Source organism: Paenibacillus sambharensis (genome assembly GCF_003233845.1).
In the GTDB taxonomy this organism is placed as follows: Bacteria; Bacillota; Bacilli; order Paenibacillales; family Paenibacillaceae; genus Paenibacillus_I; species Paenibacillus_I sambharensis.
Genome location: NZ_QKRB01000036.1, coordinates 152,719 through 173,651 on the forward strand (window position 1 = coordinate 152,719; position 20,933 = coordinate 173,651).

Here is a 20,933-nt window from a genome sequence, read left to right on the forward strand (position 1 = left end):
TCAGATCATTCTGTCCGTATCGGAGCTACAGCACCCTGCGGGCACTGACGTAATGCTTCGACCACCAGCCAGTGTTAATCTCATTGATAGCGAGTCCATCCGCGGAGGGAGCATTATGAATAAATTTCCCGCTGCCCATATAGATGCCGACGTGATTGATGCTGCCGTTATTATTGGTATCGAAAAATACGAGATCGCCTTTGCGCAGATTCTTCTTGCTTACGGCAGAGCCCTGACGCTTCTGGTCTTTCGTTCCCCATTTCAAATCCACGCCGGCTTTGCCGTATATAAACTGGGTAAACGAGGAGCAGTCGAAGATGAGACGGTCTTGGTTCCGGGTGCCGAAATCATAGCTGATCCGGCCTCTGTAGCTCATGGCAAGCTCGATGACCCGGTCAGCCTTGGATGAGCTGCTGACGGACGTTGTGCTGCCGCTGTAATTCGTATATTCGGCGTCTGCTGATATATATCCCGTTAGGCCCTGCTGTGTTTTCACTTTGAGCCAATAGGCATTCACCTTTGAGATGACCTGGATAGTTTCTCCCTGCTTCAGCATTTGTATTCTGTCTCCGCTCAGGCTGGGTTCTGTCCGAAGATTCACCCCCGTAGTCACTTTGGTTCCATAGGAGGCGGCGGCCGATGCCTGCGGGGCTTGTCCTAAGCCGAAGGCTGTTATACTAATTGCCGCGCATAGGCTGGCAGTGATGATTCTCCGTTTCAATTTTCCCGGTTGCAATGTTGTTACCTCCTAGTATGTCGTTTCACCAGCCCACTATAGCAGATTTGAAACAGCCTAATATATTCCACGGAGAAAGCAAAGCCTGGGGGGACGGGATTTATAACGCTATATGAGAATCTCATGAGAGTTGTTTAATGTTTGGAAAGGAATCTCTTGCCTCATCTTCAAAGTGTAACTGTATAAAGCTTATCTACAGGCCTTTCTGATACATGGACTGCCCTTTCCCGCCTAATCATCTGCTGTTTTGCACAAAAGGTAATATTGCACTTAGAGCATAATTGCACATTGGGCAGTTAAGTGTTAAGATGAAGCGTGACTTTAATCCTGTTCGGCCCGGCAAACGGAGGTGAGTAAGATGAATAAACAAAGCTTGCGTGATTTCAAGCGGGAGGCGACTGGTCATGCCCTGTCTGAAGCGGCCTTTGAGCTCGCTATGGAACGGGGCCTGGATGGCTTTATTGTCGAGGATGTCGTGCAGCGGGCGGGATATTCCAGAAGAACCTTTGCGAATCACTTCTCCTGCAAGGAGGAAGCAGTGGCGACGGCCTTGTACCCGCATCATCATGATGAAGAAGCGGAATCGCTGCTGTCTGACCTGCCTGAAGACGCCACTCCGATTAACGTACTGTACCAGCTTATGAAGGCGCAGTTTACGGCAGATATGTTTCGCAGAATGCGCGATCTGCTGGCGCTGTCCAAGCGCTACCCGACACTGGAGCCCTTTGTTCTGAGCGTGTTCCGCCGTCTCCAGATTGAGGGCCACAAGACACTGGACAGCTTGTTCCAGAGCCGTTATCCCGAAGGCTACAGCCACATTCTAATTGGGGCTGTATATGGGGCAATCCTGCCGGTCATTGACGGCAGCCTCAACGTCCTGCTTCCTGGCGATTCACCTGTTGAATCGCCAGGCGCCGCTACATTCGATCAGTACCTGGATATGACGTTCGGCTATTTGCGGAGCGGCTTCTAAACTAACCAGACTAAAGGAGAACGATCACTGTTATGTCGACCTTTCTGTACAAACTTGGGAAAAGCGCCTACTCCAGACCATGGCTCTTCATTGCCGGCTGGATTGTCATTCTCGGCGCTGTCATCGCGCTGCTCGCTGTCAACGGAGTGAATGTCAGCTCTGAGATGAAGATTGAAGGCACAGAGGCGCAAAAGGTGCTGGACAAACTCGAGCAGGAACTCCCTGAAGCTTCCGGCGGGCAGGGCAGTGTCGTATTTACGGTGCCTGAAGGCCAGCGGCTCGATACCCCTGAACGGATCGCCAAAATGACCGAGGCGGTCACCAAAGTCTACGAGCTCGACTACGTAATCAATCCAGCCGAGCTGGCTGCCGCTGCTGGTGCAGGCGGAGCATCGCTGGGCGGCCAAGCCGCACTGGACGTACAGGCTGGTGCGGGCGAAGGCCAATCAGCTCTAGCAGATGGCACTCAAACTGTGCCGGCCGAGCTGCCTCCATACATGCCGCTAGTGGTGAACGGCATGCCTGTCCCCGGCGTTCTAATTGCAACGGATGGCAGCGTGGCGCTGTTCCAGTTCCAGTTCACCGTGCAGCAAACGTCACTGCCGGATGGTGTCGCAGATTCGGTCATTGAGGCGGTTACGGAGGCGGAGAATGGTACGGGCATTACTGTTCTGCCGAGCGATTCCCTGAAAAAGCCTGGAATTCCGATCGGTACGAACGAAATCTATGGCCTCGTGATCGCGGCAATTGTCCTCATTATGACACTTGGCTCGCTGATTGCAGCCGGCCTTCCGATTGTGGTCGCGCTGTTCGGCGTCGGCATCGGTGTCGGCGGGGCCTTCGCCCTGTCCAGCGTTGTCACGATGACTTCCGTAACGCCTGTACTGGCCCTGATGGTCGGACTGGCTGTCGGCATTGATTACGCGCTCTTTATCGTGAATCGCCAGCGCCGACTTATTTTCGACCAGGGGCTAAGCGCTAAGGAAGCAGCCAGCCGGGCGGTCGGCACAGCAGGAAGCGCCGTGTTCTTTGCCGGACTCACTGTCATCATTGCACTGTGCGGACTGCTCGTCATCGGAATCTCGTTCCTGAGCATGATGGCGCTTGTAGCCTCATTTACCGTGCTGCTTAACGTGCTCGTGGCCCTTACCCTGCTCCCTGCACTGCTCGGTATGGTGGGTGAACGCATCGTCTCCCGAAGAGCGCGCGAGAAGAGCCGCACCAAGTCTGCGGATAAGCAGCACGGCTTTGCAGACCGCTGGGTAAAAGGCATCGTCAAGCTTCGCTGGCTTGTCATCGTTGCGGTTATCGCCATTCTTGGCGCAGCTGCAGTCCCTGTTGCCGAAATGGAGCTTGGCATGCCTTCCGGCGCGTCCGCCAATCTGGACACAACCCAGCGGCAGAGCTATGACGCGATCTCCGATGGCTTCGGGGAAGGGTTCAACGGCCCGCTTCTGATTGTCGCTGAACCGGCAGGTACGGATGGGAAGATTGCACCCCAGACTTTGGCAGGCATCATGCAGGATATTCAGAAGGTGGACAATGTATCTGTCGTGTCGCCCCTTGGCGTAAACGAGGCGGGAGATATTGCCATTCTGAGCCTGATCCCGAAGACGGGACCGACCGATGCCGAGACCAGAGATCTGGTTCAGCAGCTTCGTGCGGCAGACTCAGATATTGCGCAGAGTCATAACGTGACATTAGGCGTTACCGGCTTCACCGCCATCAATATCGATATCTCGGCGAAGCTGGCAGAAGTGTTCCCGATTTACATCGGGATCATCGTACTGCTCTCGCTGATCATTCTCCTGCTTGTGTTCCGGTCGATTATCGTTCCTATCAAGGCAACGCTTGGCTTTTTGCTCAGTATCCTTGCGACATTCGGATTGACCACCGCCGTCTTCCAATGGGGCTGGTTCAATGAGCTGTTCGGCTTCGACACCGGCGGCCCGCTGCTCAGCTTCATCCCGATCATGGTTACGGGTATCTTGTATGGATTGGCGATGGATTATCAGGTCTTCCTTGTTTCTTCCATGCGTGAATCCTATGTTCATGGCTATCACGGCAAAGACAGCGTCATCCATGGCTACGACCAGGCCAGCCGTGTCGTCGTCGCGGCCGCTATCATTATGGTCTCCGTATTTGCAGGCTTCATCTTCACGCATGACATCATGATCAAGCAGATCGGCTTCGCCCTTGCGTTCGGCATCCTGATCGATGCCTTCTTCGTCCGCATGGCACTCGTTCCGGCCGTAATGGCGCTATTCGGCGACAAAGCCTGGTGGCTGCCGCGATGGCTGGACCGCCTGCTGCCTAATCTTGACGTCGAAGGCGATAAGCTGATCGCCGAACTGAATGCCAAGGAAGGCTCGCAGAACAGGCACTAGCCTCTTTTGACCGTACGAACATTAAGAAGCGCCGGTAATCCCCTCCATGCTGAGGGAATTACCGGCGCTTATTTTATCAAACCATTAGAAGCACCTTGCCAGTGCTGTGTCTGCCTTCAACCCAGTCGTGGGCTTCCGCCGCTTCAGCCAGCGCAAATTCTCTGCCGATCTTAATCGTTAACTGACCGCTTGACAAATAATGAAATACCTTCTCTGCCGTTTCCTGAAGAACATGGGGTCTTTCCTTACGTGTCGTACCAAGACTGAAGCCGAGTACAGACCGGCAGCTTGAATGAAGATCCTTGGTCTGGATATGTCCGACTTGACCGCTGGAATTCCCGAAGTGAGCGAGGCGTCCATATGGAGCCAAGCAATCCAAGCTTCGCTCGGAAACGCTGCCGGCTATCGAGTCCAGAATAACATTCGCCCCTCTGCCGCCGGTCCATTCGTTGATACGGGCTGCGAAATCTTCTTCTTCATAGCTGACAACATGATCCGCTCCCGCTTCCAGGGCTGCTTCTTTCTTGTTCACACTGCCCACTGTACCAATGACCTTCCCTGCTCCCATCAACTTGGCAATCTGGATAGCCGTCGTGCCGACACCGCCTGCCGCAGCGTGGATGACAACTGTCTCCCCAGGCTCCAGTCTGGCTACATGAGCTAATAGCCGATGTGATGTAAAGGAAACAATCGGACAAGCGGCTGCCGTTCTGACATCCAGTGAATCTGGAATAACAAAGGTTAGATTCTCATTGGCAGCAACGTACTCGGCATAGGAGCCACCTGATGGGAAGGCGATCACCCGCTGTCCCGGCCTTATCTTCGTGACATTGTCACCCACCCGCTCAACTACACCCGCCGCATCAATTCCCGGAATAAAGGGAAGCTTGCCGCCCTTTTTCCCATATCTGGATTTAATATCGGCGAAATTAACACTCGTTCCTTCTACCCGGATAAGAACCTGATTCGGTCCAATATCCGGTATTTCCACATCTTGATATTCCATATGCTCCGTACCGCCGAACTGTTTAACCACAACTGCTTTCACAAGCCAACTCCTCCTCTGCTGTATTCAGCCCGCTATCGGGGTTTCGGCTGCACTGCCGCTTGCTTTTCTTAATTGGTAAATTTGAGGCATGACCGCATAGAATAATCCAAAACCTATGATACCACTTACCCAGACAAAGATGCTGAATACTGTACTTGAGAAGACACTGCCAATATAGATCCCCGCCGATCCGACCAGTGCAGATCCTTTAAAAGCCGTCTTGTTAAGCGCTAGATAGGAGCTTCTCAGATGGTTAGGGGCAAGATCCCCCAGATAGGACTCATGAATAGGCACAAATATAACCTCTCCGATCACTGCAACGACCATGAAGGTGAATAATACCCAAGGTGTCACGCTGGTCGCCAGCATGCCATACCCGAACAGGAACAGAAGGAACCCGATAAACAGGAGATTTTGCTCGCTCTTCTGCGTGCTTCCCTTTAAGAATTTGGTTGCCACTATTGAAAGCAAGATGACACAGATTGTATTTTCCGTTCTTAAATATCCGAGCAGCTCAATCCCGCTTACCGTCCAGCCGAAAGGCTGCAGTACCGCCTGCTGGATATCACTTTCAAGCCGGATGCCGATATAATTAGTCAGGTGCCGCTCAAGCGAGAACAGCAGCATGCCCGAGATGACGAATACCATAAAGACCCTGTCCCGAACCACTGTCCTGTAATTCCGCAGCAAACTCCTGAAGCCGTCCTTCCTGCTGTTCTGCTGTTCTGCCGCGCTAAGCTCGTATGTCTCTGTCAGCAGGTAATAGGTTATGCCAAGAGAGAACAGCGCCGAAGCAACCAGACAGACAAAAAGGGTGAAGAGATAGTCTTCGAACATCAGCGCCCCAACGGTTCCACCTATCGCAATAGACAGGTTAGACGACCAGTAGATGAGACTGTACATGTACCTCCGCTGCTCGGGCTTCGTATCATCCAACAGCATCGCCTCTGAGGCGGGACCGTAGACGCCTGTACACACACTGTTAAGAAGAAAGCCGATTAACGTCAGAACAGGAAGGAATGTCCACGGTGAATTAGATAGGGCCATCAGGAGAAATGTGAGAAATTTGGCGCCGTCGGCGACCAGCATAACCTTCTTCCTTCCCAACCGGTCAGCGTAGTACCCGCCGAGTATTCCTGCGATAAAATTAACAATAATGGCGATGGACACAACCAGACTTGTATAAGTCAAGCCAATCGTATTGGCAAAATATATGGTCATAAAAGGAAAGACCATGTTGGAGGTCAAGGTATTGAAGAAAATGGTCGCAACACGCAGCTTAATGTTGGGATGCAGCTGAGAGAAGCCCATCGCATCCCTCCTTGTCTTGATCAAACTCCCACTTGGTATGGTCTTCAAACCACTTGTTAATAATATGGAATCTCTCCTCAATCTGCTGTTCGGATTCCCCCGTCACTAACAAGGATATATAGGCATCCACGCTGGAGCTCGCCTTGTCAAACGTCTTGCCGATATATTCTTCCTTGGTGTAATAGTCAACTACCCAGTCATACGGGTAAGACAGGTCCAGGGCCCGCAGTGTTCCATTCTTCGGAGGAATCAGAATCCAGCCGGCCAGCTGGTTTACACTTGCATTCTGAAAGCTTGGCGGCGCTCCGCACTGCCCTCTGGCTGACTCGCCGAGAATATCAACCCCCGTCGCAGCCAACATGGCTTCAGCAATCATGCCTCCTCCAACGCGGCTGGCGATTTCACATAGAACCAGTTCATTCTGCTCAGTGTGGAAGAACTCCGCATGGAAGGAGATCGTGTGCCCGGGAGTAGGCATGGCATCCAGAACCCGATGAACGGCCTCATTTAAACGCGCGGTCAATTCATTGTCTGTCTCCAGCATGACCGAACCGAGAAACTTGCTGTCCTGGAATGCCAGACAACCATGTATATACCTGGAGGGATGGCTAAGCAGCAGCTCGCCGTCTCGATACAGGCCGTCCACATGGTACATCTCCCCTAATACGAACGTCTCAACCTCCAGGTTGGATCCTATTCCCTTCTCCAGCAATTCCCTGTAGTCGTTCTCATCCCTTATAATTTCCACGCCGACTGAACCAGCCCCGTCGACCGGCTTGACAACAAGCGGTAACCCGTGCTTTTGCTTAAAGTCTATGAGATCAAGAGCATGGTTAATCCTCTGATACGTGGGGGTTTGGACGACCGATGCCAACCGATCCTTCATCATGACCTTATCGCGAAAAGCCATCGCGCTCTCGCTGTTCTGTCCTTCGATACCGAGATACTCCCTCAAATAGGCAGCCTTCAGCAAATCAAATTCGTTCAAAGCGATGATATAATCGATTTCCTTGGTCTTATTCAGATCAATTATGTAAGAATAAATATAGTCATTGTCGGCAAAGTCCTTAAATCCGATGACCGAGGAGAAAAAGCTGTCAAAATCGTTCGAATAGGCATCCTTCGTTACCAGGATGAATTCTCCTTCAATCCCCTCAAGCCACTTGTGGAATTGAACCCTCTTGGCAGATGATCTGTTAATTATGACTGTTCTCATGCTAAACCCCCATCATCTCAATTGCTTCCATTGATACATGTGCTTTGAACCATTCAGCCGCACGTACGATGCGGGCTTGAACCTCCTGCACAGTTTCCCCTTTAATGAGCATAGACACCACTGTATCGACGCTAGATTCCGTACCGTTAAACGTTTGGCCCGGCCGGGCACTGACCTTGTACAGGGTTATCCCATCCAGTGTGCATTCTTCGGGTATATATCTCACTATTCCTTTGCCTGGCGGAATCAGAACGAACCCACTTGGAACCATGGTGTCAGAATGCGGAGCAGCTTCGGCCATATCAATCTTCATGCCGCACTGGGCTTGAATGCTAAGTCGTGTCAAATCCACTCCGAAGCCTTGCTTGACCGCTTGCTGGATTAGACCTCCTCCAGTGCGGCTTGCAATCTCGCAAAATACCAGACGATCGTCAGGCGTTACGAATATTTCGGCGTGGAAAGAGGTATGCAGCGGTGTAGGCAGCGCCTCGATGACTTGAGCGGTGAAGTCTTTCAGCCGCGGTGTCATGGGATCATCAGGCGCAAGCAGATAACTACCGTTATAATTGCCTTCCTGATAAGCCAAGCACCCGTTCATATATTTAGACGGCCAGCTAAATATCAGCTGCCCTTTAATTACCAGGCCATCCACGTGATACATATCGCCTTCTATGAATGATTCCACTTCGGTGTTCGGTGCTATCCCGTTACGGATATAATTCACAAGGTCCTCATCACTGCGAATTATACAAGTATCTACAGAACCCGAACCATCCACTGGCTTGCATACAATGGGGAATCCATGTGTATCTACAAATCTGCGAATGTCTGTAGCCGTTTCTACAACTAAACAAGCTGGAACCTCTACGCCAGCCTCGCGCAATAGCCGCTTCATCACCATCTTGTTCCGGAAGGCCAATGCACTCTCATACGTTTGACCACTTATCCCTAGGTAATCTCTTATTTTGGCAGCTCTCAAAATATCAAACTCCGAAGTCGCCAGCAGGGTATGAAAATGATGTTCACGATAAAGCGCAATAGCTTCCAGCTCTACAGCTCCGTTCATTTCATAGTTGTCGAAGGTTTTCACTACGGAGTACCTTGTACATTCCTTCGCCCTCTTAGGCGTAGTTAGAATGAGCAGCTCCTCCTGAAGCTCCTTCAGCCATTGATCATAGGGGTAAGAAGCTCCTCTATTTAAAATCAGGATACTCATTGGATCTCACCCTTTAACTAGTAAATGCTGATTAACCGGCCGCTTCAAACCCAGATTCTCGCGGAGCGTGCCGCCTTCGTATTCGTTACGGAAGAGTCCCCTCTTCTGCAGCACTGGCACGACGAGGTCGACAAAGTCGTCCAGTCCTCCCGGTAGATAAGGCGGCATGATATTAAAGCCATCAGCTCCCCGGTGAATGAACCACTCCTCCAGCTGGTCGGCTATTTCCTCCGGCGATCCGAGGATAAAGCGGTGGCCCCTCGCTCCTGAAACGGACAGATACAACTCACGAATGGTAAGCCCTTGATGCCTTGCCTGATCGTATACTAGCTGTTGCCGGCTGGTACTGCCCTCGGTCACCGGCAGTTCCGGCAGCGGACCGTCAACTGGATAGTCCGACAGATCCACATCGCCTAACAGGCCTGTCAGCAGCCCCATGCCAACTGCCGGATCAACCAGCGCCTGCAGCTGCTCATATTTCTCTTCCGCTTCCATACTCGTCCTGCCTACGACTGGGAATACCCCCGGCATCACGACAAGTTCATCTGGTTGACGTCCATAACGGGATAACTGTGCTTTAATACCGCTATAAAAGGCTTGTGCCTGCTCCAGGGTTTGCTGGGCAGTAAAGACAACCTCCGCCCACTGCGCCGCAAAGTCTTGGCCGTCCTCTGAGGAACCGGCCTGCACGATCACCGGGTAGCCTTGCGGGGGCCGGGCGACATTGAGCGGGCCGCGCACCTTAAAAAATTCGCCATCATGATAAGGAATATGCAGTTTATCTGGTTCGAAGAAGCGGCCGGCGGCTTTGTCATACAGGAAACAATCATCCTCCCAGCTGTCCCACAGCTTCGCAGCCACCACCATAAACTCGCGTGCTCTGGCATACCTGACGGCATGGGTCGGCTGTCGCTCCAGGTTAAAGTTCTGCGCTTCCAAGTCCGTTACCGACGTCACTACATTCCAGCCGGAGCGGCCACCGCTTAAGTAATCAAGTGAAGCGAATTTTCGTGCTATGTGAAAGGGCTCATTATAGGTGGTGGAGGCGGTGGCTGTTAACCCGATATGCTTGGTTACTACCGCCAATGCCGAGAGGAGTGTTAATGGTTCAAAATGGACCATTCTTCCCCAGCGGCTCAGCTCGTCTTCGTCTTTATAATGCGTGCGGATACCTGCACCGTCTGACAAGAAGATCATATCGAATTTTCCCCGTTCTGCTGTCAGAGCCAGGCTCCTGTAATAATCAAAGTCAAGTCCCCCTGCCGGTTGTGAGTCGGGATGCCGCCATGCTGCAATATGATGTCCCGGTGCCGGCAGGAATGCCCCAAGCTTCATAAACCGCTGTGATCTATTACTCATACACAACCGCCCCTTTCCTTTCAACGCCAAGACCCGGGTTCTCCGGTAAGATTATCATTCCACGATCCACAGTTAATCCCTTATACGGATCATCCAACAGATCCATATGGCCGTCAGCATCCAGATAGTCAGCCAATCCTCCGAGCTGTGCAACAGCCGTTATCCCCAGTACACTCTCCGTCTTGCATCCAAGCATGACACGTAGACCATAGTGCTTGGCCATGCGGGCCATCTCCATAGCCCTCGTTAAACCGCCGCATTTTAGCAGTTTAATATTAATGCCCTGTACACAGCCGGCTAATTGCAAGACATCCCTCGGACTCCGGCAATCTTCATCAGCTATAACCGGTATCGGCGAACGCTCTGAAACATATCGCAGTTGTTCCAATGACCCTGAAGGGATCGGCTGTTCCAGCAGTTCAACGTCCGCCATAGCCATATATTCCGCTGCATGCACGGCCTCATCCTTACTCCATAGCCCGTTCCCATCGACCCATATTCTTCCGTTGTACGTTTCCCTTAGGCGTTTCAACGTATCAAGTTTGAAATCCCGGGTCATTTTCAGCTTGAGGATCGGCCAATCACGCCATTGTTCGGCGCGGGCCAACAGCTGTTCCTCCGGCAGTGATCCCAGCGAGACTGCAGTTGGAGGAAGAGGCAGCCCGGCGAGCCCCCACATCCGATGCAGAGGCTCGCCGGCAAGCTTTGCAACAAGGTCCTGAACAGCAATATCGACAGCGGCTATAGCAGTTGGCTGGTCGCCCGCCACGGCTTCCATATCCCGGAGAATCCGTTCCCCTTCGAATGGGGAAGCACCCGATATCACGGCCGAGCAGCGGTCTAAAGCTTCGGCCACCTTATCGGCTGTCATGCCATACTCTTTGGCATATACTGCCGTTCCCAGCCCGGTTAACTCCCCACACTGCAAGCTTACCAGCGTTTGGGTCACAGAAGTCTGGGTCCCCTTATTGCTGATGAACGGTTCCTTTAGACGCATGCTTATTAATTGATAAGACAGCTTCATGCCTACCCCCTATCGCCGGCTCCTCACGGGAACAAACTTCCGGCTGCATCTATCATCACTCATCTACCTAAGCTGGTTGAGCGCGCCAACAATCATGCAGGCCTGCCTGAAAGTCAGATGGCCGAAGCCATCCGGTTCAACCGGGCGACTGCTTCTCGGGATATCCCCTTCATTCAGAATACCCCGCCGCGTCCCAAACCGATTGAGCCAATAGTGCGAGCACTGGCTTTCGGCGCCGCTTAACCATTCTTCTACGATCTGACTGATACACGGCATCATCTGATCCGGCCGGCCAGAGAGCTGATCGGTTTTTTCCTTCACACTGGAGATAAGCTGCCCAATACACCAACGATCCGCTTCATGGCAATCGGCCGGCCACAGGGTGAATACGGCTGCAGGCATCAGAATGAAATACAGCGGGTCGATTTCATGGAAATTACGTATAATCGTTTGGCAGATATGCCGGTAACTTTTAATCGTTGACTTCTCAGCAAAGTAACCCTTCCTGACTGGCGGATAGCCTGCCATATCTCTGGCTCCCCAGTGAAAATGCGGATTAAAGGGCCGGGTCATCTGGTCACGGACCACCTGAGCTCCCGGGTAGTGGGTGTGGACTACCGCAGAGAGAACCCCCGCAATTATGTTAGAAAGTATGGGAAGAGTATCAGGTAACTCCCGAATGTTAGCAAAGAATGCCTGCGGCTCTGCAACAGCCTGGAAGGGAAGCATAACCGCATCAACCAGTTCATCCGTACCGGCATAACGTGTTGCACCCAAACGATATGCTGCACCCTCCCTTTCGAGCTCTGCCCGGACCATTGTCCCGTCCAGACTCACTTGGTGGCTGATTAAATCCTGATAAGCCCGTCTTGGATTGGGGTGGACGGCAGCCGTCTCAAGCAGCTCCCTCAAAACGTCCTTCACGAGCTTGCCATGCTCCCATATAGCGGCTCCTTCCAGCCGGAACGAAAATTGACCGGCAGCCGTCATCCTGCTCCAGTGTAACTGGCTGACTGGCTGCAGCACGCCGTCTGCTTCCGTCAATACAAAAGGTACAAAGAGCGGCCTTATCCGGTTCCGCTGCACAAACGAAGCTCCATCCCATGTATAGAGATTGAGCTCACTGCGAACCCCCTGTTCTAGAACCGAACCAGGCATGTAAACCCAGTCGCCCCCGGTAAGCTCGCTATCTTCGGTCTGGTTGAAGGAGTAGATGAGCGGATATCCGTATCCCTCCGCGCATATGGCGTGATTAAAATCCATCACACCCGCTCTGCCCAGAGTGATCTCTTCCCAGTTACCCATATGACCCGATCGCGGGGGCAAGAGTTCCTCCGACTGTTTAATAGCATTTAGCACCTCATGAATAGGTAAATCGGTATTCCCCACATGGACCCAGTCGAAAGCTCGCTCTCGCGATGCAAATTGTTGGATATCTGCTGCTGGAAGCAAACCTAGATCCATAACCCGTTCAACCGGAGATTTCGCTATCTGCATATTCATCTGTTTCACCCTTCTATGGCCTGCAGAGAGGCAGGAGATCTGGTCAACAACTGCCGGACAACAAGCGGCAGAATACCGCCAGCGCGGTAAGAGTCAAGCTCAGACTCCGTATCAATCCGAACCTTGACGGCAAAAGCAGCCAATACCTTTCCATCCTCAGTGCTGGCTTTCACCAGAATTTCCTGTCCAGGATAGACAGCTGCCATACTTTCCCACTCATACCGCTCAGTGCCGCTTAGCCCCAGCGATTCCCAGCCTTGCCCAGGAAGAAACTCCAGCGGCAAAATCCCCATATGTACCAGATTCGCACGGTGTATACGCTCGAAGCCTTCCGCTATAACCGCCTTAACACCAAGCAGCGCTGGCGCTTTGGAGGCCCAGTCCCTCGAAGAGCCCGATCCGTATTCCCTGCCGGCGATAATGAGCAGAGGTGTTCCATCCGCTCTATAGCGCATGGCAGCTTCATAGATCGTCAGGATTTCCCCGGTAGGTTGATAGAGGGAATATCCTCCCTCCGTCTCAGGGACAAGCCGGTTGCGGAGATGGATGTTGCTGAACGCCCCTCTTACCATGACTTCATGGTTGCCTCTTCTTGATCCGAATACATTGAATGCATCCGGACGTACCCCCTGTTCAGACAAATACTGACCGGCAGGATTAGCGGGAGCAATGGCTCCCCCCGGCGATATATGATCCGTTGTGATGCTGTCTCCCAATAGTGCCAACACCCTTGCTTCAATTGTCGGTCCACCCTCCGTAAGCGGTTCAGCAATTGCGTCCATGAACGGAGGGCGGGCAATATAGGTGGAACCATCCTGCCACTGGAAGAGGTTGCCTTCAGGCGCTTGAATACTCGCCCACCTTGCATCCGTAATCAGCCCGTCGCCATAGCGCTTCCTATAATCATCCGGACATAACGAATCCTGCATTATGCGTGAAATTTCATCTTGAGCAGGCCAGATTTCATTCAAGTAAACAGGGTATCCTTCCCTGTCATAACCAAGCGGTTCCTGATCCAGATCTACAGCCACCGTGCCGGCGATGGCGTAAGCAATAACCAGCGGCGGTGAAGCAAGGTAGTTCGCTTGAACAAGGGGGTTTATACGCCCTTCAAAATTGCGGTTGCCGCTCAGAACAGCACAGGTCACCAGACCTGCCCTGCTGACTGCATCGGCTATCTTCTCGTCCACCGGTCCGCTGCTGCCTGAACAAGTCATACATCCATAGCCGCTCACATGGAAGCCTAGCTTTTCCAGATCCGCAGTCAGGCCAGCTGCATGCAAGTAGTCAGACACAACCCGTGATCCCGGCGACAGACTCGTCTTAACATACCCCGGCACACGAAGCCCTCGTGAAACCGCACGACGGGCCAGCAGGCCGGCCGCTATCATAACCGAGGGGTTAGAAGTGTTGGTACACGAAGTAATAGCCGCTATGAGAATAGAACCATCCGTTAAGGTGGCAATCTCATGATCAAGGTCCACCTCGATAGGTCTGGCGCCCGCATATTCACGGCTCACAGAACCGCAGTCTTTTGCCCATACTGCTGCTCTCAACGACTTCGGAAGATCCCGGATTAGAATGCGGTCCTGAGGGCGGGCAGGCCCAGCCAGGCAAGGTGCCGATTGGCCTAAGTCAATCTCAATCATCCGTTCATAACAAGGGATTGGATCGCTCTTGTGCCGGAACAGCCCCTGTGCTCTGTAGTAGTCCGCAGCCAGCCTTACTGCTTCCTCCTGCCTGCCTGTTGACCGCAGATAGCGCACCACTTCATCATCAACAGGGAAATACGCCAGGGTCGCGCCATACTCGGGTGCCATATTGGCAATTGTCGCCCGGTCAGGCAGGCTTAAGTGACCCATTCCCTCACCGCAGAATTCAATAAAACAGCCCACGATTTCTTCCTGCCGCAGCCGTTCGGTAATCATCAGTACGATATCGGTAGTCGTGACTCCGGCAGCCGGTGTACCGACAAGTTTTACGCCGATGATCTCCGGTGCTGTCATGGCCAGCGGTCTGCCAAGCATAGCCGCTTCGGCCTCAATACCACCAACACCCCAACCCATGATGCCAAGTGCATTCACCATCGTAGTATGGCTGTCTGTTCCGCAGACACTGTCAGGATAGACTATGCTGATGTCTTGCCACTTATCAGTCCGGGCAACCGAAGCAAGATATTCCAGGTTGATCTGATGCACAATCCCTGTGCCCGGAGGAAAAACACGGACTCCTTTCAATGCCCGCTCCGCCCAGCGCAGGAGTGTATACCGCTCCATATTGCTCTCATATTCCTTGTCTGTATTATAATCAAGCGCCTCAGCACAGCCCGCTTTGTGTACCTGAATGGAATGATCCACGACCACATCTACAGGAATGACCGGGTTAACGATATCCGGCTCTCCTCCCAGCCGCTTCACAGTTTCCCTCATTGCCGCAATGTCCACAATGGCCGGAACAGCCGTAAAGTCCTGCATTAGCACCCGGGCCGGGAAGAAAGGAACTGTCTGACCACCGCTTCCGGTGAGAACGGTACCCATGATGCCCCCCAGTTCCTCAACCGGCAGAACCCCTTGGCTGCAGCTCCGCAGCAGCATCTCTATGAGCAGGCGTGTAGAATATGGCTGACGCTCAAGGTTAAGGCATTGGTTGTGCGCTTGCAGTCGCTCGAGAGACCAGAATAGATAATCTCTCCCGCTTGATTGCAGCGTGTCGCATATGTTCAAGGGATCGTAGATCGACACCCCGCTCATCGTTCTCCCACCTCTTGGGCAGCCAGAATCGCGAGCAGCGCCTTTCGGTCTATCTTTCCATTAGCGTTCAACGGCATCTGCTCCAGGCTGTAAAAGCGGCGTGGTACCATGTAAGAGGGAAGCTTGCGCCCAGCTGCAGCAGCGAGCCCATTCAGGTCCACTTCCCGGCCTACGATAAAGGCGCATATTCCTTTGGCAGATCCTTCTTCAAGCGGCCAGCCGACAGCTGCTGAGAGGATGACACCCGGCTCCCCGGATAGTACGCCTTCAATCTCGCTTAATTCCACCCGGTATCCTTGTACTTGTATCTGATCATCCATACGGCCAAGGTAAGCCAATATGCCGTTAGAGAGCATTCTCACCCTGTCGCCTGTACGGTAATAGGTTACCACTATGCCGGCGTCATCCACCGCTTCCAGCTGCTTCAATGCAGTCTGCTTCGGGTCCCGCCAATATCCCGGGAACATCTGCGGCCCGGATACACATAATTCACCACCCTTATCTAAGTCACTCTTAAGATCCCCGCTCTCATCCAAGATGCCAAACTTAAGCCCGTTAAATAATGAGCCGATGGGCACAACGCCATTAACACATTCAAGAGGCGAGCGGGACGGGTCCCATTGGTAAGAAGCGCAGGCTATTGTCAATTCTGTAGGTCCATAAAGATTCTCAACAACAGAGTCGGGTGCTGCCTCCTGCCATAACTGTGCGGTAGACTGCGGCAGGGCTTCCCCGCAGAACAAGCTCAATCTTAGGCCCGGCATGCATCCCTTATGCAGTAAATTCTGCTTCCTGATTAGCGCAGCCACAGACGGGACTGAGAACCATACCGTAATGCCCTGTTTCTGAATGAACTGTATAGGAGATAGTAATTCGATTGGCTGGATGGAGCATACGGCCGCTCCGTTGGACCATGCCATAAACAAGTCGAATACGGAGAGATCAAACGTCTGGTCGAAGGTTTGTGTCAACCGGTCTGAAGAGGTAATCTGATATCGGTCCTGGGTTACTGTCAAGAAGTGGGTGACGTTACGATGTGTAATCGGAACCCCCTTAGGCACCCCCGTGCTCCCTGAAGTAAATAGAAGGTATGCAGCCGAATCAGCCGGAACTACTGGAAGTTCATTCAAGGGTTCAGTCTGCATCAAGGCTGATCTGTCGGCAACGTCAGCTGGCACTTCCAGCAGTTCTTCTGAATCCGCATCCGTCAAGAGTACCAAGCGAGGCAAAGTCGCTCCCAGCCGCAGCAGTTCTCTTAGGGGTTTCAGTGAAGCCTTGTCCACAATAAGGGCATCCAGTTCGGCCCGTTCAATCATCATCTTGGTCCTAGCAGCTGGAAAGGTAGGGTTTAGCGGTACAAAGGTATGACCCGCATACAGACTTGCCAGTACACCGACATAGGAAGCTTCACTTCGATAAGAGAAAATACCCGTCCGCTTATCTTGCCCTCCTGTCTGCTGCGATAGAACAGCAGCCCAGCGCCGTGCTGTGTCATCCAGCATCTGGTATGTCCACTCCTGCTCTCGCACAGTAAGTGCTAGGTTGGCAGGATGCTGACGAACACTTCGAAGAAAACCATGATGCAGCCGTTCTATTCCGCCGTCGAAACCATCTTCAAGGCGGGGAGTTGCAGAAGGAAACTTTGTTTGCATCGCCGGCAAACCTCCTATTGTAATTATAGTCGCGTAATCAGCGCTGACCTATAGCTATGTAAGGCCGGTCCTCTTCCCCGACGTATTGAAGCAGCGGTCGTATCAGTATATTGTTGTCATACTGTTCTTGAATCTGCGCAATCCAGCCAGGCATCCTTCCCGCTGCAAATACAGGGATGAATAAATCCTTAGGCAAGCCTAACAAGTAGTAAATGACGCTGGCATAAAAATCAACATTAACATCCATGCCTTTTGCCATGTAGGGTTTCATTGCCTTAACAACAGCTTCGAGGATTTCATAATAGACGGGCTTTTGAAGTTCAAGGCTAAGTTGATACGCCGCCTGCTTGAGATGACGGGCGCGCGGGTCCTCTGTTTGATAAACGCGGTGTCCAAACCCCATTACCGGCTGTTTCTGCTCCTGAAGGCGCCTTATATATTCTTCAGCACGGTCCGGATGGCCGATTTCGAGTACCATCGTCATAACGCTCTCAATTGCACCTCCGTGAAGGGAACCTGCAAAAGCGGATACTGCCGCTGTCACGGCTGCGTAGAGGTCCGACTTGGTACCGGCCACAACCCTGGCTGTAAAGGCCGATGCATTAGACCCGTGATCCGCATGAAGAATGAATACCTTATCGACAATCCGGGCTGCTTGCTCCGTTGGTAGTTCTCCTTGAAGCATATAGAGGAAGTTTGCTGCGTGAGGCAGCGTCGAATGTGGAATCGTGATTGGTGTTCTATTCCGAATGGCATGGTGGGCAGCAATAATGGTAGGTATTTGAGCTATCAAGCGAATGATCCGCATGTTCATGGCATCAGTAGTGCCATCCTGACGATGTTCATCGAAACAAGCTAACGCAGATACAGCAGTTCGAAGTACTTCAACGGGTTGTGCGTCACGGATCGACTCTATGATGCGATACAGTTCTGGAGGCAAAGACCTTGAAGCGGCTAGTTGATGCTTGAAAGTCTCAAGTTGAGGCTGGGTAGGCAGGGTGCCATACACCAGTAGATAAGCGGTTTCTTCAAAGCAAGAGAAGGTTACCAGGTCATGAATTGAATATCCTCTGTACTGCAGCCTGCCTGCTTTCCCATCTATCAGTGTAGTCCGGGTTCGGTCAAACGTCACACCCGCCAGTCCGCGGAAGATCTTGTCCGTTCTTGCCGTTTCATGAACATCAGCTGGATGGGGCAGTTCAGCTTCAGATGCTTGTACTCCGCTGCTATGCTGCTGAATAAACCGGCGAATTGACGGTACGGATGTAAGCTGGGTCCGCATTTCATCATCTATAACGATGCCAAGCAGCTTCTCCAGCGCTAAGATAAGATTGACATGACCCAGCGAATCCCAGTTGAGAATTGATCTGTATTCCAGTTCATCAGTAATTTCGGCAGTATCCAGCCCTAATACTTCACCTATGAAGCTTTCTACCGGTGGTATGCTGTGCTTTTGAAGGCTCCTATCATGCTCAAGCACAAGCTGTTCATTACCCATTATTGACCAACCCCCATCTGCATTGGATTAATTCAGATTAGTAAATAGCTTCCAATTCTCATATTACGACCGCCGCCTATATACTGTCAATTGTTAACTTTTTAACCCACAATAACCACTACTACCAAGACTGACATATCCCAAAGAGAATAAAAAAGTACAGGGAATAAATCGGTCCATCCCTGTACTTGAGCCGCAGTACAAACAATTTCTTTATTCACAATTAGTGGTATTAACAGTTCTGCCCCGTATGATTAGTAACGTTTAAACATACCCACAGATTTAGGAGAGGTATACTCGAATCCATATTGTTTATACAAGCCGTCTGCCGGGACATCAGCTATCAAACTAACATAGGAATCCTTCGGCGCAGTGTTATCCAGGTAGCCCATTAATTCAGCCATGATCAATTTGCCATAGCCCTTGCCTTGATAGGCTGGATCAACGGCGATATCTACTACTTGATAAAAACACCCGCCGTCCCCAACAATTCTTCCCATAGCAATGAGTTGTTTAGAGGGATCTCTCAAGACGACCGCAAAGATCGAATTCTGCAGTCCTGTCCTGGCTCCCTCCAAGTCTTTCGGACTCAAACCAGCGGAGACTCTTAGGGCATTGTATTCCTTAGGTTCAGGAGCCCTATGGGATATCTCGATATCTGTTAACATGCTTCATCCTCCCAGTTCAATACGACTATACTAGCAGCACATCTATGGCCTAAACGGTCTTAAGGCAGATCTTGCCCGGATAATGCTGCCCAAGTGCAGCATGTGCTGCCGCGGCCTCTTCCATCTTAAAAGTGTGAGCTATGTGGACGGTTACGCCTGCCCGGATAAAGGATTCAAGCTGCCGGATAATATCCGGTCCAGGCTCACCATTGTATCCGTCTATACGTTTATCCCGCTGAGCCTGGGGTTCGGAGTGTATTCCGTTTGGATAAGCAATCCGGCCGCCCTTGCGGACGAGCTGAACCGCCGCTTCCGCCAGCCCGCCACCGAAGGTCAGCAGTGCCGCATCAAAGCCCTGCGGCGCAAAACGCTTCGCAGCCGCCGCCCAGCCTTCTCTCCGCCCGTCTATGACCCTTCCATCTATAAGTCTCCTGACCACCGCAGCCCCATCCTCGCCGGACACCACTGCAAAGACCCGTGCTCCCATGCGTTCCGCAAGCTGAGCGGCCAAGTGCCCGACCCCACCGCTAGCACCTGTAATTAATATAGATTCTCCTTCACGAAGCTGCAAAATATCCTGAAGACCGCGCAGCGCTGTCAGCCCCACGCCAAGGATTGCACTCGCTTCTCTTAGCGGCACGCCTTCAGGAATTAGAGATACATGTCCTGCGTCCACGGCAGCATATTCGGCATAAAACCCTCCCTTAGGATTAAGAAAACCAACAGCGTGTACCTTATCTCCGACCTGCAGGCCGGCAGCATGATCGCCAGCTGCCACAACTTTTCCTGCTCCCTCAGAGCCAAGAACATATGGGAATTCAGGCTTTAGCCCGAGCATCTCCGCGTAGCCGCCCTCGCGTTCGAATATATCCCATACCCCGACTCCCGCATACTCCACTTGCATGAGAACATCTTGCGGCCCTATAGCAGGTACAGGGATGCTCTTCAGCTTGAGCTCTTCCACTCCTCCGAACCGTTCGATAACAACAGCCTTCATTTCGCTTGGAATGTTCATTTGCCCTGCCTCCTTTATGCTCTAATCACCCGTAGTATAACGCAGCAACCCTGACAGCTTATCTGTCAGAGTTATCGGATGGATTCCCTGCTAACAATGTAATAGCGAGTATATGGTAGTTAGGGATCTGCGGAAGAACAAGCCTTTCCATCCTCCGGTTCATCATCAGCGAAACATTTCATGCTCCTAAACTGCGAATACTCTGTTTATCCAGCAGATCGAAAGAAACAGCCTCATTCACCCCCAATCATTAGTGGCACACCCGAGCTCAGCTTCTCTTCAACCTTCTCGTACAGGTTGTATGTGCTGCTGTCGGTGATTATCTCCAGCTTCGTACCGTGATAGCTGCCGAGGTTTACCAGCATACTGTTCTCATACTGCATACTTTCAAATAAGGTCATGAATGGTGAAGATCCCCTCTTGCTTTCATAGCTGAAGCACCAGTTATCTGCATACATGAGCTCATAATCTCTCTTCCCCCAAAGCGATACAGTAGCAATGATATCGTCCAGGCATGTGGGAACCGGCTATTGTAACCCTTAAATACCTTCTTCCCCTCGATGTTGAGCTTGTCCAT

Annotated in this window: 16 protein-coding genes; 2 read left to right on the top strand and 14 right to left on the bottom strand. The window is 52.0% G+C overall.

What is annotated here, in order from left to right; translation table 11 throughout:
* Positions 1-25: 25 nt before the first annotated feature.
* Positions 26-736: a C40 family peptidase gene (locus tag DNH61_RS06205; protein ID WP_111145797.1), complete on the bottom strand. Its 711-nt coding sequence runs from the start codon at positions 734-736 to the stop codon at positions 26-28.
* 358 nt (positions 737-1,094) lie between these two features.
* Between DNH61_RS06205 and DNH61_RS06210 the strand changes: the two genes are divergently transcribed.
* A complete protein-coding gene (locus DNH61_RS06210; protein WP_111145798.1) occupies positions 1,095-1,709 on the top strand; it encodes a TetR/AcrR family transcriptional regulator in 615 nt (204 codons plus the stop codon).
* A gap of 32 nt (positions 1,710-1,741) precedes the next feature.
* The gene (locus DNH61_RS06215; RefSeq protein ID WP_111145799.1) at positions 1,742-4,096 is read left to right on the top strand and encodes an MMPL family transporter; all 2,355 of its coding nucleotides are present in this window, start codon (positions 1,742-1,744) and stop codon (positions 4,094-4,096) included.
* Between the two features lie 76 nt (positions 4,097-4,172).
* Here the strand turns inward: DNH61_RS06215 and DNH61_RS06220 are convergent, their stop codons facing one another.
* The 13 genes from DNH61_RS06220 to DNH61_RS26255 form a co-directional block, all read right to left on the bottom strand.
* Positions 4,173-5,102 carry a quinone oxidoreductase family protein gene (locus tag DNH61_RS06220; protein WP_425452223.1) on the bottom strand — a complete coding sequence of 310 codons (930 nt, stop codon included), beginning with the start codon at positions 5,100-5,102 and terminating at the stop codon, positions 4,173-4,175.
* A gap of 66 nt (positions 5,103-5,168) precedes the next feature.
* On the bottom strand, positions 5,169-6,455 hold the full coding sequence (locus DNH61_RS06225) for an MFS transporter (RefSeq protein WP_111145801.1): 1,287 nt from the start codon (positions 6,453-6,455) through the stop codon (positions 5,169-5,171).
* Positions 6,424-7,671, bottom strand: coding sequence for an ATP-grasp domain-containing protein (locus DNH61_RS06230; protein WP_111145802.1), 1,248 nt, complete (start codon positions 7,669-7,671; stop codon positions 6,424-6,426). Before DNH61_RS06230 ends, DNH61_RS06225 begins: the two co-directional genes overlap by 32 nt.
* 1 nt (position 7,672) lies before the next feature.
* Positions 7,673-8,887: an ATP-grasp domain-containing protein gene (locus tag DNH61_RS06235; protein ID WP_111145803.1), complete on the bottom strand. Its 1,215-nt coding sequence runs from the start codon at positions 8,885-8,887 to the stop codon at positions 7,673-7,675.
* A gap of 6 nt (positions 8,888-8,893) precedes the next feature.
* Entirely contained in the window at positions 8,894-10,246 is a 1,353-nt protein-coding gene (locus DNH61_RS06240; protein WP_111145804.1) for an LLM class flavin-dependent oxidoreductase, read from the bottom strand.
* Positions 10,239-11,270 carry a mandelate racemase/muconate lactonizing enzyme family protein gene (locus DNH61_RS06245; RefSeq protein ID WP_111145805.1) on the bottom strand — a complete coding sequence of 344 codons (1,032 nt, stop codon included), beginning with the start codon at positions 11,268-11,270 and terminating at the stop codon, positions 10,239-10,241. The genes DNH61_RS06240 and DNH61_RS06245 overlap by 8 nt, the downstream gene beginning before the upstream one ends.
* A gap of 63 nt (positions 11,271-11,333) precedes the next feature.
* Positions 11,334-12,773 carry a DUF6025 family protein gene (locus DNH61_RS06250; protein WP_111145806.1) on the bottom strand — a complete coding sequence of 480 codons (1,440 nt, stop codon included), beginning with the start codon at positions 12,771-12,773 and terminating at the stop codon, positions 11,334-11,336.
* A gap of 5 nt (positions 12,774-12,778) precedes the next feature.
* Positions 12,779-15,523, bottom strand: coding sequence for an aconitate hydratase AcnA (gene acnA / locus DNH61_RS06255; RefSeq protein ID WP_111145807.1), 2,745 nt, complete (start codon positions 15,521-15,523; stop codon positions 12,779-12,781).
* Positions 15,520-17,175 (bottom strand): amino acid adenylation domain-containing protein, encoded by a 1,656-nt coding sequence (locus DNH61_RS06260; RefSeq protein WP_111145808.1) that lies wholly within the window; start codon positions 17,173-17,175, stop codon positions 15,520-15,522. The genes acnA and DNH61_RS06260 overlap by 4 nt, the downstream gene beginning before the upstream one ends.
* A gap of 37 nt (positions 17,176-17,212) precedes the next feature.
* Positions 17,213-18,673 (bottom strand): citrate/2-methylcitrate synthase, encoded by a 1,461-nt coding sequence (locus DNH61_RS06265; RefSeq protein ID WP_111145809.1) that lies wholly within the window; start codon positions 18,671-18,673, stop codon positions 17,213-17,215.
* A 254-nt stretch (positions 18,674-18,927) separates the two neighbouring features.
* Positions 18,928-19,341, bottom strand: a complete 414-nt coding sequence (locus tag DNH61_RS06270) for a GNAT family N-acetyltransferase (protein WP_111145810.1) — start codon at positions 19,339-19,341, stop codon at positions 18,928-18,930.
* 49 nt (positions 19,342-19,390) lie between these two features.
* Positions 19,391-20,356 carry a quinone oxidoreductase family protein gene (locus DNH61_RS06275; protein WP_111145811.1) on the bottom strand — a complete coding sequence of 322 codons (966 nt, stop codon included), beginning with the start codon at positions 20,354-20,356 and terminating at the stop codon, positions 19,391-19,393.
* Positions 20,357-20,589: 233 nt separating this feature from the next.
* Complete coding sequence (locus DNH61_RS26255) at positions 20,590-20,757, bottom strand: hypothetical protein (RefSeq protein ID WP_181438597.1); 168 nt, start codon at positions 20,755-20,757, stop codon at positions 20,590-20,592.
* Positions 20,758-20,933: the final 176 nt, after the last annotated feature.

Bases quoted from the DNA above. Each gene is read 5' to 3' on its own strand.
- DNH61_RS06210 (WP_111145798.1), top strand. From the start codon at position 1,095: ATGAATAAACAAAGCTTGCGTGATTTCAAGCGGGAGGCGACTGGTCAT.
- DNH61_RS06215 (WP_111145799.1), top strand. From the start codon at position 1,742: ATGTCGACCTTTCTGTACAAACTTGGGAAAAGCGCCTACTCCAGACCA.
- DNH61_RS06220 (WP_425452223.1), bottom strand. From the start codon at position 5,102: ATGGAATATCAAGATGTGGAAATACCGGATATTGGACCGAATCAGGTT.
- DNH61_RS06225 (WP_111145801.1), bottom strand. From the start codon at position 6,455: ATGGGCTTCTCTCAGCTGCATCCCAACATTAAGCTGCGTGTTGCGACC.
- DNH61_RS06230 (WP_111145802.1), bottom strand. From the start codon at position 7,671: ATGAGAACAGTCATAATTAACAGATCATCTGCCAAGAGGGTTCAATTC.
- DNH61_RS06235 (WP_111145803.1), bottom strand. From the start codon at position 8,887: ATGAGTATCCTGATTTTAAATAGAGGAGCTTCTTACCCCTATGATCAA.
- DNH61_RS06240 (WP_111145804.1), bottom strand. From the start codon at position 10,246: ATGAGTAATAGATCACAGCGGTTTATGAAGCTTGGGGCATTCCTGCCG.
- DNH61_RS06245 (WP_111145805.1), bottom strand. From the start codon at position 11,270: ATGAAGCTGTCTTATCAATTAATAAGCATGCGTCTAAAGGAACCGTTC.
- DNH61_RS06250 (WP_111145806.1), bottom strand. From the start codon at position 12,773: ATGAATATGCAGATAGCGAAATCTCCGGTTGAACGGGTTATGGATCTA.
- acnA (WP_111145807.1), bottom strand. From the start codon at position 15,523: ATGAGCGGGGTGTCGATCTACGATCCCTTGAACATATGCGACACGCTG.
- DNH61_RS06260 (WP_111145808.1), bottom strand. From the start codon at position 17,175: ATGCAAACAAAGTTTCCTTCTGCAACTCCCCGCCTTGAAGATGGTTTC.
- DNH61_RS06265 (WP_111145809.1), bottom strand. From the start codon at position 18,673: ATGGGTAATGAACAGCTTGTGCTTGAGCATGATAGGAGCCTTCAAAAG.
- DNH61_RS06270 (WP_111145810.1), bottom strand. From the start codon at position 19,341: ATGTTAACAGATATCGAGATATCCCATAGGGCTCCTGAACCTAAGGAA.
- DNH61_RS06275 (WP_111145811.1), bottom strand. From the start codon at position 20,356: ATGAACATTCCAAGCGAAATGAAGGCTGTTGTTATCGAACGGTTCGGA.
- DNH61_RS26255 (WP_181438597.1), bottom strand. From the start codon at position 20,757: ATGACCTTATTTGAAAGTATGCAGTATGAGAACAGTATGCTGGTAAAC.